At 69.7% G+C, this 13192-nt stretch carries 9 protein-coding genes and 1 tRNA gene; 5 read left to right on the top strand and 5 right to left on the bottom strand.

What is annotated here, in order from left to right:
• Positions 1–690: 690 nt before the first annotated feature.
• On the bottom strand, positions 691–1764 hold the full coding sequence (locus JK364_RS27565; RefSeq protein WP_201854026.1) for an ABC transporter permease: 1074 nt from the start codon (positions 1762–1764) through the stop codon (positions 691–693).
• 109 nt (positions 1765–1873) lie between these two features.
• On the opposite strand from JK364_RS27565, the gene hrpA reads away from it, so the two are divergent.
• The 3 genes from hrpA to JK364_RS27580 all read left to right on the top strand — a co-directional run bounded on the left by hrpA (position 1874) and on the right by JK364_RS27580 (position 6377).
• Positions 1874–5809, top strand: a complete 3936-nt coding sequence (hrpA, locus tag JK364_RS27570) for an ATP-dependent RNA helicase HrpA (RefSeq protein ID WP_201854027.1) — start codon at positions 1874–1876, stop codon at positions 5807–5809.
• Between the two features lie 137 nt (positions 5810–5946).
• A tRNA-Asp gene (locus JK364_RS27575) sits at positions 5947–6021 on the top strand.
• Positions 6022–6140: 119 nt separating this feature from the next.
• Positions 6141–6377, top strand: coding sequence for a DUF6274 family protein (locus JK364_RS27580; protein WP_201854028.1), 237 nt, complete (start codon positions 6141–6143; stop codon positions 6375–6377).
• A 452-nt stretch (positions 6378–6829) separates the two neighbouring features.
• Here the strand turns inward: JK364_RS27580 and bldC are convergent, their stop codons facing one another.
• Positions 6830–7036 (bottom strand): developmental transcriptional regulator BldC, encoded by a 207-nt coding sequence (bldC, locus tag JK364_RS27585; protein WP_020869672.1) that lies wholly within the window; start codon positions 7034–7036, stop codon positions 6830–6832.
• A gap of 499 nt (positions 7037–7535) precedes the next feature.
• Positions 7536–8372, bottom strand: a complete 837-nt coding sequence (locus JK364_RS27590; protein WP_201854029.1) for a DUF8083 family protein — start codon at positions 8370–8372, stop codon at positions 7536–7538.
• A gap of 177 nt (positions 8373–8549) precedes the next feature.
• Between JK364_RS27590 and JK364_RS27595 the strand changes: the two genes are divergently transcribed.
• Together JK364_RS27595 and JK364_RS27600 are read left to right on the top strand one after the other, a co-directional pair.
• Positions 8550–9704 carry a Leu/Phe/Val dehydrogenase gene (locus JK364_RS27595; RefSeq protein WP_230992598.1) on the top strand — a complete coding sequence of 385 codons (1155 nt, stop codon included), beginning with the start codon at positions 8550–8552 and terminating at the stop codon, positions 9702–9704.
• Positions 9705–10128: 424 nt separating this feature from the next.
• The gene (locus JK364_RS27600; protein ID WP_201854031.1) at positions 10129–10383 is read left to right on the top strand and encodes a DUF3073 domain-containing protein; all 255 of its coding nucleotides are present in this window, start codon (positions 10129–10131) and stop codon (positions 10381–10383) included.
• 104 nt (positions 10384–10487) lie between these two features.
• Here the strand turns inward: JK364_RS27600 and purM are convergent, their stop codons facing one another.
• Both purM and purF read right to left on the bottom strand, forming a co-directional pair.
• Positions 10488–11555: a phosphoribosylformylglycinamidine cyclo-ligase gene (gene purM, locus JK364_RS27605; RefSeq protein WP_201854032.1), complete on the bottom strand. Its 1068-nt coding sequence runs from the start codon at positions 11553–11555 to the stop codon at positions 10488–10490.
• Between the two features lie 44 nt (positions 11556–11599).
• Positions 11600–13159 carry an amidophosphoribosyltransferase gene (gene purF / locus JK364_RS27610; protein ID WP_201854033.1) on the bottom strand — a complete coding sequence of 520 codons (1560 nt, stop codon included), beginning with the start codon at positions 13157–13159 and terminating at the stop codon, positions 11600–11602.
• Positions 13160–13192: the final 33 nt, after the last annotated feature.

Below are 13192 nucleotides of genomic sequence, written 5' to 3' on the forward strand. Positions count from 1 at the left end.
ACTCGTCTCCAAACGAGGGATGTAGGTGCAAGGCCTGCTCGGCGCTCCTTAGGAAAGTCCCTCCCCTGATCGCGGGGGAGGGACTTTTTCGTGTGTCCGGGTGCCGCCTGCGGCGGGCTGTTCCCCTCCCCGCCCCTTCCCGTTACCAGGGGGCTCCGCCCCCTGGACCCCGGGTCCGGGGCGGAGCCCCACCACGCCGCGGAGCCGCATACCGGATGCCGCGAGAAGGGGCGAAGCCCCCGTCCGGAGCCTGGGACGGCCCCCGGCCCGAGACCTGGGGCGAAGCCCCGCCCAAGCCTGGGACGGCCCCCGGCCCGAGGCCTGAGGCCGAGCCCCGTCCAAGCCTGGGACGGCCCCCGATCCGAGACCAGGAGCCGAGCCCCGCCCAAGCCCGAGACGGCCCCCGGCCCGAGACCAGGAGCCGAGCCCCGCCACGCGGCGGAGCCGTATATCGATGCTGCCGGAAGGGGCGAAGCCCCGGTTTCGGGTCTGGGGCCACGCCCTCCTGGATGCGGGCGCCACCGGAGTCGGCGAAGCCCCGGTTGCGGGTCTGGGGCGGAGCCCGGACCGGGGGCCTGGGGCCGAGCCCCACCACGCGGCGGAGCCGCATATCGCCAGGTGTCGGGGAGGGGCGGGGAGGGGAGCAGCCCGCCGCAGGCGTCAAGACCCGCCGGACACCCCAGAACCCCCTCAGCACCGCGTCGGCGTCGCCCTCGGCGGCCGTCCGCCCGGGTGGCGGTGGCGCCAGGTCCAGAAGACCGCGGCGGACAGCAGACACCAGGCCACCAGCACCAGGAACGGAAAGGCGTGCTGGTGGGCGCGGAAGTAGATCGCGGTGTGCTGGGCGTTGACCGAGGCGCCCGGCGGGAGCCAGCGGCCGACGGCGCCCAGGAGGGAGGGGAGCAGGGGCCAGGAGACGGCGCCGCCGGAGGAGGGGTTGCCGAGGAGCACCATCAGACCCCAGGTGGGGATGAGTGCCCAGCGCCCGAAGAGGACGTTGAACATGGAGAACACCAGCCCCGAGGTGAACATCGTCAGCGCCAGGATCGCCCAGGACTCCGGGAAGGGGAGCCGGAGCGCGCCCAGCCCCTGGTCGACGATCACCGCGATCGTGAACCCGCCGAGCAGGGCGTACGCGATCATGAAGGCGATCCGTTCGGCCGGGTTGAGTTCGGAGGCGTTCACGCTGAGCTGGATGGCGCCGAGGAAGCCGATGATCGTGGCGGCCAGGGAGATGTAGAAGACCGCGAGGCCGCGTGGATCGCCGGGCTGCAGCGGTTTCACGTCCTTGACCGTGACCGGCACCCCGGATACCCGGCCGACCTTGCCCGCGGCCTGGCCGAGCACCTGGGCGACGGTCGCCCCGGCCGCGCTCGCCACATCCATCCGTACGCCGCGGCCGCGCACCTGGAGGACCGCGAAGACCCGCTGCTCCTCCAGGGACCAGCGGGCCTTGGCGTAGCTGGGGTAGGGATGCAGCCGGAGGGAGGCGTTGAGGGCCTGCTCCATCCCGGCGAGGAACCGGTTCAGCGGGGCGGCGCCGTGGTCGGGGACCACGACGGCGGTGGGGACGTTCCGGGGGGTCGGGTTCGCGAAGGCGTAGGTGTACGAGCCCGCGAAGAGCCCGGCGCCCGCGGAGATGATCAGCACGATGACCGTCGCGGGGAAGTAGGGGGACCGCTTGAAGGCCCGCCACCCCCACCGCGGTGATCGGCGTTCGGGCTCGGGCTCGGGCTCGGGGCGCTGCGCCAGGTCATCGGCCATGAGATCACGCTAAAGCGATGAGCCCGTACATATCGCACATATCGCACAACACGGCGCGGACGGAAATGGTTCGCCAGCCGTTTTCCGGAGGTGAGATCCTTGGATCCGTATGTCCACCACGCCTGCCCCCGCCCTGCCCGCCCTGCTGGAGCGGCTGCCCGAGCTGATGCTGCGCGACCAGCAGCGGCTGGGCCGCCGACTCGACGGTGCGCGCCGGATCCGTAAACCCGAGGCCCGTGCGGCCGTGCTCGGCGAGATCGCCGAGCAGATGACGCGTGCCGAGCTGCGGGTCACGGACCGCCGCGCCGCGGTGCCGGCCATCACCTATCCGGAAGAGCTGCCGGTCAGCCAGAAGAGGGACGCGATCCTCGAGGCCGTCCGGGATCACCAGGTGGTGATCGTCGCGGGTGAGACCGGCTCCGGGAAGACCACCCAGATTCCGAAGATCTGTCTGGAGCTGGGGCGCGGCGTCAAGGGCCTCATCGGCCATACGCAGCCGCGCCGGATCGCGGCCCGCACGGTGGCCGAGCGCATCGCCGAGGAGATGCGGACGCCGCTCGGCGAGTCTGTCGGCTGGAAGGTCCGCTTCACCGATCAGGTGGGCCAGGACACCCACGTCAAGCTGATGACCGACGGCATTCTGCTCGCCGAGATCCAGACCGACCGCGAGCTGCGCCAGTACGACACGATCATCATCGACGAGGCCCATGAGCGCAGCCTCAACATCGACTTCCTGCTCGGCTATCTGGCCCAGCTGCTGCCCCGCCGCCCCGACCTCAAGGTCGTGATCACCTCCGCCACGATCGACCCGGAGCGCTTCTCCCGCCATTTCGGCGACGCGCCGATCGTCGAGGTCAGCGGGCGTACGTATCCGGTCGAGGTGCGCTACCGCCCACTGCTCGAGGAGGGCGGCGAGGACAGCGACCGCGACCAGATCACCGCGATCTGCGACGCGGTCGACGAACTCCAGGCCGAGGGTCCGGGCGACATCCTGGTCTTCCTCTCCGGTGAGCGGGAGATCCGCGACACCGCCGACGCGCTGAACAAGAAGCAGCTCAGATCCACCGAGGTGCTCCCGCTGTACGCGCGGCTGTCGCACGCCGAGCAGCACCGGGTCTTCCAGAGACACACCGGCCGCCGGATCGTGCTGGCGACGAACGTGGCGGAGACCTCGCTGACCGTCCCCGGCATCCGCTATGTGATCGACCCGGGCACCGCCCGGATCTCCCGCTACAGCCATCGCACCAAGGTCCAGCGGCTGCCCATCGAGCCGATCTCCCAGGCCAGCGCCAATCAGCGCAAGGGCCGCTGCGGCCGGACCAGCGACGGCATCTGCATCCGGCTGTACTCCGAGGACGACTTCGTCACCCGCCCGGAGTTCACCGACGCCGAGATCCTGCGGACCAATCTGGCCTCCGTCATCCTCCAGATGACCGCCGCCGGCCTCGGCGACATCGAGAAGTTCCCCTTCATCGACCCGCCGGACCGCCGCAACATCAAGGACGGCGTCCAGCTCCTGGAGGAGTTGCACGCCCTGGACGGCAAGCAGAAGGACCCGCGCAAGCGGCTCACCGAGGTCGGCCGGAAGCTGGCCCAGCTGCCGGTGGACCCGCGGCTGGCCCGGATGGTGCTGGAGGCGGATCGCAACGGGTGCGTCCGCGAGGTCATGGTGATCGCGGCGGCGCTGTCCATCCAGGACCCGCGCGAGCGCCCCTCGGACAAGCAGCAGCAGGCGGATCAGCAGCACGCCCGCTTCAAGGACGAGTCCAGTGACTTCCTGGCCTTCCTCAATCTGTGGAAGTACGTCCGGGAGCGGCAGAAGGAGCTGTCCTCCTCCGCGTTCCGCCGGATGTGCCGCCATGAGTACCTCAACTACCTGCGCATACGCGAATGGCAGGACATCTACAGCCAGCTGCGCACGGTCGCCAAGACCATGGACATCCATATGTCCGAGCAGGACGCGGCGCCGGACCACGTGCATACCTCGCTGCTGGCCGGGCTGCTGTCGCACGTCGGTCTCAAGGACACCGAGAAGAACGAGTACGTGGGCGCGCGCAGCGCCAAGTTCGCGGTCTTCCCCGGCTCGGCGCTGTTCAAGAAGCCGCCGCGGTGGGTGATGTCGGCGGAGCTGGTGGAGACGTCCCGGCTGTGGGCGCGGGTCAACGCGAAGATCGAGCCGGAGTGGATCGAGCCGCTCGCCCAGCACCTGGTCAAGCGCACCTACAGCGAACCGCACTGGGAGCAGAAGCAGGCCGCGGTGATGGCGTATGAGCGGGTCACGCTCTACGGGGTGCCGATCGTCGCCCAGCGGAAGGTCAACTACGGCCGGATCGACCCCGAGACCAGCCGCGACCTGTTCATCCGCAACGCCCTGGTGGAGGGCGACTGGCGCACCCACCACCAGTTCTTCCACGACAACCGCAAGCTGCTGGGCGAGGTCGAGGAGCTGGAGCACCGCGCCCGGCGCCGCGACATCCTCGTGGACGACGAGACGCTCTTCGACTTCTACGACCAGCGGATCCCCGAGCATGTGGTCTCCGGCGCCCACTTCGACTCGTGGTGGAAGCACAAGCGACGCGAAGGAGGGAGTGCGCCGGAGCTTCTCAACTTCGAGAAGTCGATGCTCATCAACGAGCGGGCGCAGGGCGTCACCAAGGACTCCTATCCGGACTCCTGGCGCCAGGGGAAGCTCAAGTTCAAGGTGACCTATCAGTTCGAGCCGGGGGCGGACGCGGACGGTGTGACCGTCCACATCCCGCTCCAGGTGCTCAACCAGGTCACCCCCGACGGCTTCGACTGGCAGATCCCGGGGCTGCGTGAGGATCTGGTCACCGAGCTGATCCGCTCGCTGCCCAAGCCGGTCCGCCGGCACTACGTCCCGGCGCCCAACTACGCCAAGCGGTTCCTGGAAAGCGCTGTCCCCCTCCAGGAGCCGCTGACGGCGGCGCTGGGGCGGGAGCTCCAGCGGATGGTGGGCGTACGGATCGAGCCGGAGGACTGGGACCTGACGAAGGTCCCCGACCACCTGAAGATCACCTTCCGGGTGGTGGACGAACGGCGCCGCAAGCTGGCCGAGGACAAGGACCTGGAGGCGCTGGGGCAGCGGCTGCGGCCGAAGACGCGGGCCGCGATCTCCAAGGCGTTCGAGTCCTCCAAGGAGGCCGTGGGGATCGAGCAGCGCGGCGGGCTGACCCGGTGGACGGTCGGCACGCTGCCGCGCACCTTCGAGACGCGCCGCGGCGGCCAGCCGATCAAGGCGTATCCGGCGCTCGTCGACGAGGGCTCCTCGGTGGCCGTACGGCTCTTCGACACCGAGGCCGAGCAGCGGGCGGCGATGTGGCGGGGGACGCGCCGGCTGATCCTGCTCCAGCTGCCGTCCAACCCGGCGAAGTTCGTCCAGGGCAAGCTCTCCAACCAGGCCAAGCTGGCGCTCTCCAGCAGCCCGCACGGCAGTGTGCAGGCGCTGTTCGACGACTGTGTGGCCGCGGCGGCGGACCGGCTGATCGCGGCCCGTGGCGGCCCGGCCTGGGACGAGGAATCGTTCCGCAAGCTCTTCGACGCCGTCCGCGGCGACATCATGGACGCCACGCTGGACACCGTGCGCAAGGTCCAGGAGGTGCTGGCGGCCTGGCAGTCGTGCGAGCGGCGGCTGAAGGCCACCCGCAGCCCGGTGCTGCTGACGTCGCTCACGGACATCAGGGAGCAGCTCTCGGAGCTCATCACACCAGGTTTCGTGACCGCCCACGGCGTACGGCGGCTTCCGGACCTCATGCGCTATCTGGTGGCCGTGGACCGGCGGCTCCAGCAGCTTCCGGGCAACGCCGACCGGGACCGCGCCCGGATGGCGAAGGTGCGGGAGATGCGGGACGAGTACGCCTGGCTGCTGGAGCAGTTCCCGCCGGGGCGCCCGGTGCCCCAGGAGGCGCTGGAGGTCCGCTGGATGATCGAGGAGCTGCGGGTCAGCTACTTCGCGCACGCCCTCGGCACGGCCTATCCGGTGTCCGACAAGCGCATCGTCAAGGCCATCGACGCGGCGGCGCCGTAAGGGTGTCCCGGGGGCTCCGGCGGCCCGCCGGGGCCCCGCCGGGCGCGAGTTCGACCGCACCCCCTGACCTGCTGTAGAGTCTGCATCGCAGCGCACACAGCGCGGCGCACGGCGGCTGAGCCGCACGCGTCACTGTTGGTCCTGTGGAGCAGTTTGGAGTGCTCGCCACCCTGTCAAGGTGGAGGCCGCGGGTTCAAATCCCGTCAGGACCGCTTACCCGGAAGGCCCGGATCCGTTCATGGATCCGGGCCTTCTGCGTCTTGACGGCACACCACATACAGAGGTACCCAAGCTAAAAGGTGTGCGCGGGGGTGCGCGGGAGGTGCGGCGTATGACGACGTCCGCGAGGCATGAGACCAGGGCGCTGCTGCGCGCCCATCTGGCGGCCGCCGTCGGCAACCGCCACTTCACCCGGCACTGTCCGATCTGCCATCGCCTGCTGCGGCTGGCGATGGAGCACTCGGCGGCCGACGAGGCGGGTGACGAGGCGGGTGACGGGGCGGGTGACGGGGCCGAACACGAGAAGCGCGAGGAGACGACGGCGGCCTCGCCACCGCCAACTCGGTAAGCCCTTACCGCGGTTGCCCTTTAGCGCAACCACTGGACACAGGGCAAGGGTTGGGCAGTGTGACGGGAGTCACCGAATGAGTTTCCGGAGTGAGGGAACTTACACCCCGCTCACCACCGGTCAATTTAATATGTGCAATTGCACCCTCTGTCCGTGACCCCCACGAGCCCCCCGAAAGCGCTCCGCGAGCTTCCCCGAGCCCCTTGCGGACCACCCCGCGCAACGCGAACGATTGCGCTTCCAGGGGCACTTGAAGACCCCTGGAGGCACCCTCCGGAAGGCTGTCCCAGGGCATAAAAAGATCGCGCCGGACCCGGCGGAGTCCAGCGCGATCAACGACGCACCCATGTCGAGCGGTGGAGGGCCTGTTGGGGCAGGCACCCGTCGTGGTGGAGCCAATACAGGCGAAAGCCGGGCTGGGGTCGCCCGGAAATGCCCGGTTATGCGGTTGTTCAGCCCTCGCTGCGCTGCTGCGGGATGCCCGCAAGAAGAGCACGGACCTCCGCTTCGCGGTAGCGCCGATGCCCTCCGAGCGTGCGGATCGACGTGAGCTTGCCTGCCTTCGCCCAGCGAGTGACCGTCTTCGGGTCCACGCGGAACATCGTGGCAACCTCAGCCGGGGTCAGCAGCGGCTCGGCATCAGGGGTGCGAGCGGTCATGAGCGGCCTCCTCGGGAGAACCGAACCATCACGGTTCTTTCCTCTAAATTCTGCACCTTGACCCACGTTGCCCGAAATGGCGGACGCGGGCCGAGTCGGTTATAGGACGAACGGCTTGTCCTCGGCACTACAACTACACCATCTGTCCAGCCCCGTCGGCCAAACCGATGGAATTGCCCTCTCAGGTGACCAACCTCGACGGAAGCCGATGGACCATGCCATAACGGACTGTCACACGGCCGTGACGATCAGTCACAACAGGATCAGTGGTCACCAGATCCGTCAAGGAGTGCAATACCGATGAATCCGCCCATAGTTGGGCGGAAGGAGTCCCTCCCGGACTCCTTGTCCTATTTTGACACGAGGATGGGTGATTACCGCAAGGCCCGAAGTCAGTGCTTTAGGTCACGATTGAGGCAATGGCCCGGATCGGGACCTACGTCCCCTCTGTTCCGGCGAACCGCTCAACCGGTCACCCGGCGCCCGTTCGGCCGGGCGTTCAGCTCGCGCTCTGCCGCCCGCGGATCACGCTCCAGCGGTCGGTCAGCCGCTCGTACGCGACACCCGCACGCTCCCCGTCCCCGTCGCGCAGCGCCGCCAGGCCCTCCGCCACATCCGCGGCCGAGTGGTCGTCCTCCAGCTGCCCGGCCGGCAGCGTGTGCACCAGGCCGCCGTAGTCCAGCTCGACCAACGACCGGGGGTGGAACTCCTCGAGCCACCGGCCGACGTCCACCAGCCCGTCGATCAGCGGCCCTTCGCCGAGAGCCTCCTTGAGCACCTTAAGCCCACGCGCCACCCGGCGCCTGGCCTGGACCATTGGGGTGCGGTAGCGGAGGATGAGACCGTCGTCACCCTTGGTGAACTCGCGCTCCTCGTCCCCGAAGAGCACGAACCAGCGCACCGGCACATGCCAGGTGGCCGAGCGGATCCACGGCCGGGCGTCCGGGTTGCGCTCCAGCCACCGCTCGAAGTCGGCCACCGCCTGCCGGCGCACCACCGGGGGCAGGGCCGCGTCCAGCAGGGGCCCGGGAAGGCGCTCCGGGAGCTCCTCCAGGGCCATCCAGCCCCTCAGCCGGGTACGCCACGGGCAGACACAGGTGACGCCGTCCACGAGCGCCACGAAGGCGTCCGCGCTCTCGTGCACCGGAACCGCCACCGGGGGCACCGGCAGCAGGTCGGCGAGCGAGCGGCGCAGCTCGTCCTGCGCACCGGGCAGGTCGTCGCGCTTGGCATACCGCGCCCAGTGCGATCTCTCCGGCTCCGGAAACGCTGCCAGTGGCTCATAGACCCGGAGATACGCCGCGTACGGGACAATCACCGAAGACGCCAAGGTCACACGCGCTCCCTCAAGGCTGAGACCACCGCCAGGGGCTCCCTTACCCCCACCTGACGGCATCGTCCCATGCCCGGCATACGGACTCGTCGGGGACATGGCCGATCCCCCGGACCCCCAGGGCTTACCCTCTTGCCCACGGCCCTCCCCACCAGCCCAGGAGGGCGTCTACCCCGACCTATGGGAGTCACCACCGTGACCGACGTACGTCACACCGTCAGCGCCGACGGTCCGACGGAGAGTCGCGTGCCGAACCCTCTCTCACCGCTTTCGACACTGTTCCGCTCCGATCTCGGCGGGCATGAGCAGGTACTGCTCTGCCAGGACCGGGAGAGCGGCCTGAAAGCCGTCCTCGCCATCCACTCCACCGCCCTCGGCCCGGCCCTCGGCGGCACCCGCTTCCACGCCTACGCCTCCGAGGAGCACCCCGAAGAAGCGGCGCTCCTCGACGCGCTCAACCTCGCCCGCGGCATGTCCTACAAGAACGCGCTCGCCGGGCTCGACCACGGCGGCGGCAAGGCCGTGATCCTCGGCGATCCCGAGGAGATCAAGACCGAGAAGCTGCTGCTCGCCTACGGCCGCTTCGTGGCCTCCCTCGGCGGTCGCTACGTCACCGCCTGCGATGTGGGCACCTATGTGGCCGACATGGACGTCGTCGCCCGCGAGTGCCCCTGGACCACCGGCCGCTCCCCCGAGAACGGCGGCGCCGGCGACTCCTCGGTGCTGACCGCCTTCGGCGTCTTCCAGGGGATGCGGGCGAGCGCCCAGGCGTCCTGGGGCGCGCCCACGCTGCGCGGCCGCCGGGTCGGCATCGCGGGGGTGGGCAAGGTCGGCCACCACCTGGTGGAGCACCTGCTGGAGGACGGCGCCGAGGTCGTGGTCACGGATGTGCGCACCGAGTCGGTGGACCGCGTGCTGGCCCGCCACCCCCGCGTGCGGGCGGTCCGGGACACCGAGGCGCTGATCCGCGCCGACCTGGACGTCTACGCCCCGTGCGCGCTCGGTGGCGCCCTGGACGACGCCACGGTGCCCGTCCTGACCGCGAGGGTGGTGTGCGGCGCGGCCAACAACCAGCTGGCCCATCCGGGCGTGGAGAAGGACCTGGACGGCCGCGGCATCCTCTACGCGCCGGACTACGTGGTGAACGCCGGTGGTGTCATCCAGGTGGCCGACGAGCTGCACGGTTTCGACTTCGACCGGGCCAAGGCCAAGGCGGCGAAGATCTTCGACACGACGTTGGCCATATTCGATCGGGCACAGACCGACGGCATCCCGCCCGCCGCGGCCGCCGACCGGCTGGCCGAGCACCGGATGGCGGAGGGCCATGACGCCTGAGCCGTGGCCTGGCAGATGCCACGGGCATGGGCCACGGGGCGCCCGAGGACCGCTGGAAGCGTCTGAGAGCGTCTGAGAAGCGGTGTGAGGCCGCGTGGACGGGCCGTGCGGGACCCTTGCCGGAGGCGGCCGTACGGGGAGCGTGAGAGCCCCCTGGAAGCCATCGAGGAGAGATCCCTCACGACCCGTCGGCGGGTCGGCGCACAAGACACGTTAAAATCGCAGCTGACCAGCGAGGAACGGGCTCCTCGCGGGTTCTGCCTCGTGGCACGTCGTGTGGGCGACGTACCGTATGGCCACAGAAGCAGGTACCGTTGAAGCCCTACGGACCGGTCTCTCTTTTGAGAGTCCGCTCCGATTTATGAACGTGAACGCGTGTCAAGACTCTGGGGCCGTCGAGCCCCGTCGTTGAGGGGGTCGAGCCATGGGGCGCGGCCGGGCCAAGGCCAAGCAGACGAAGGTCGCCCGCCAGCTGAAGTACAACAGCGGTGGGACGGATCTCTCACGCCTGGCCGAGGAGCTGGGCGCATCGCCAACGAATCCACCGCCGAATGGTGAGCGGTTCGAGGACGATGAGCTGGACGACGACCCGTACGCACAGTACGCGGATCTGTACAACGACGATGAGGACGAGGACGACGAACAGTCCGATCCGTCCCCGCAGCGTCGCCGCGCCTGAACCACACGTTCCAGGCGCTCGGCATATCGCCGCACACCTCCACCGGTCCGGGGTACCCACCTCGGACCGGCTTCTGTGCTGTCCGCGCACACGGCGCGGCCATCTCAGCCCGCATGGTCACCGGTCAGCGTCACCACTTCCGTGTCCCCGGCCGTGCGCTCGGTGATCTCACCGCTGACCCAGGCCTCGACGCCGCGGTCGGCGAGCGTGGTGAGCGCCACATCCACGGAGTCCGCCGGGACCACCGCCATCATGCCGACGCCCATGTTGAGGGTCTTCTCCAGCTCCAGGCGCTCGACCGAACCGGCCTCGCCGACCAGCTGGAAGATCGCTCCGGGGGTCCAGGTCGAGCGGTCCACGACCGCGCCCAGCCCCTCGGGGATGACCCGGGCGAGGTTGTTGGCGAGCCCGCCGCCGGTGATGTGCGAGAAGGCGTGCACCTCGGTGGTGCGGGTGAGGGCCAGGCAGTCCAGCGAGTAGATCCGGGTGGGCTCCAGCAGCTCCTCCCCCAGCGTCCGGCCGAGCTCCGGCACATCACGGTCCAGCGCCCAGCCGGCCCGGTCGAAGAGCACATGGCGGACGAGTGAGTACCCGTTCGAGTGAAGTCCGGACGATGCCATGGCGATCACCGCATCACCCGTTCGGATGCGATCCGCGCCCAGCACCCGATCGGCCTCGACCACGCCCGTACCGGCCCCGGCGACATCGAAGTCATCGGCGCCCAGCAGCCCAGGGTGCTCGGCGGTCTCGCCGCCCACCAGGGCGCAGCCGGCCAGGGTGCAGCCCTCGGCGATGCCCTTGACGATGGCGGCGACGCGCTCCGGGTAGACCTTGCCGACGCAGATGTAGTCGGTCATGAACAGCGGTTCGGCACCGCAGACCACCAGGTCGTCCACGACCATGCCGACCAGGTCGCGGCCGATGGTGTCGTACACGCCCATCCGCCGGGCGATGTCCACCTTGGTGCCGACCCCGTCGGTGGCGGAGGCGAGCAGCGGACGCTGGTAGCGGGCCAGGGCGGAGGCGTCGAAGAGCCCGGCGAAACCGCCGAGGCCGCCCACGACCTCGGGCCGGCTCGCCTTCTTCACCCACTCCTTCATCAGCTCGACGGCGCGGTCGCCCGCCTCGATGTCGACGCCCGCGGCGGCGTAGGTGGACCCGGACTCGGACATGACGTTGAGATCTTTCGTATCGGGGATGACGGGCAGGGCGGCGCTCAGGGACGGCGCAGGGCGTCGCCGCCGCCGACACCGGCGGTCAGCGTCGTCACACCGTCGGCGTCACCGCTGCTCGGGGCCTGGGTCTCGGACTCCAGGAGGTGCTTGCCCAGCAGCTCCGGATCCGGCAGGTCCATCGGGTACTCACCGTCGAAGCAGGCCCGGCACAGATTCGGCTTGGCGATCGTGGTCGCCTCGATCATGCCGTCGGTGGAGATGAACGCCAGCGAGTCGGCGCCCAGCGACTTGCCGATCTCCTCGACCGAGAGACCGTTGGCGATCAGCTCGGCGCGGGTGGCGAAATCTATGCCGAAGAAGCACGGCCACTTGATCGGCGGGGACGAGATCCGGATATGGACCTCGGCGGCCCCGGCCTCGCGGAGCATCCGCACCAGGGCGCGCTGGGTGTTGCCGCGGACGATCGAGTCGTCGACGACCACCAGGCGCTTGCCCCGGATGACCTCCTTGAGGGGGTTCAGCTTGAGCCGGATGCCGAGCTGCCGGATGGTCTGCGAGGGCTGGATGAAGGTCCGGCCCACATAGCTGTTCTTGACCAGCCCGGAGCCGTACGGAATCCCGCTGGCCTCGGCGTAGCCGACGGCGGCCGGGGTGCCGGACTCGGGCGTCGCTATCACCAGGTCGGCCTCGGCGGGGGCCTCCTTGGCCAGCCGGCGGCCCATCTCGACCCGGGAGAGGTACACGTTCCGCCCGGCGATGTCGGTGTCGGGGCGGGCCAGGTACACGTACTCGAAGACGCAGCCCTTGGGGCGGGCCTCGGCGAAGGTGGTGGAGCGCAGCCCGTTCTCGTCGATGGCGACCATCTCGCCGGGCTCGATCTCACGGATGAAGGACGCGCCCACGATGTCCAGGGCGGCGGTCTCGGACGCCACCACCCAGCCGCGCTCGAGGCGGCCGAGGACCAGCGGCCGGATGCCCTGGGGGTCGCGCGCCGCGTACAGCGTGTGCTCGTCCATGTAGACGAGGCTGAAAGCGCCCTTGACCTTGGGCAGCACGACGGGGGCCGCCTGCTCGACGGTGAGCGGCTTGCCGTCCTCGTCCACCTGGCCCGCGAGCAGGGCGGTGACCAGGTCGGTGTCGTTGGTGGCCGCCACCTGGGTGGCCCGGCCGCCGTCGCGGGGCAGGGCCGCGACCAGCTCCGCCAGCTCGGCGGTGTTGACCAGGTTCCCGTTGTGGCCCAGCGCGATCGAGCCGTGGGCGGTGGCCCGGAACGTCGGCTGCGCGTTCTCCCACACCGAGGCTCCGGTGGTGGAGTAGCGGGCGTGACCGACCGCGATATGGCCCCTCAGGGAGCCGAGGGAGGTCTCGTCGAAGACCTGTGAGACCAGGCCCATGTCCTTGAAGACGAGAATCTGGGAGCCGTTGCTCACCGCGATGCCCGCGGACTCCTGTCCACGGTGCTGCAGTGCGTACAGCCCGAAATAGGTGAGTTTGGCGACCTCTTCTCCCGGTGCCCAGACTCCGAAGACGCCGCAAGCGTCCTGGGGGCCCTTCTCACCGGGGAGCAGGTCGTGGCTGAGTCGTCCGTCACCACGTGGCACGTCATCGAGTCTAGGCCAGTTCGGCGGTGCCTC

Origin of the sequence: Streptomyces endocoffeicus (assembly GCF_016741935.1) — a bacterium.
Taxonomy (GTDB): Bacteria; Actinomycetota; Actinomycetes; order Streptomycetales; family Streptomycetaceae; genus Streptomyces; species Streptomyces endocoffeicus.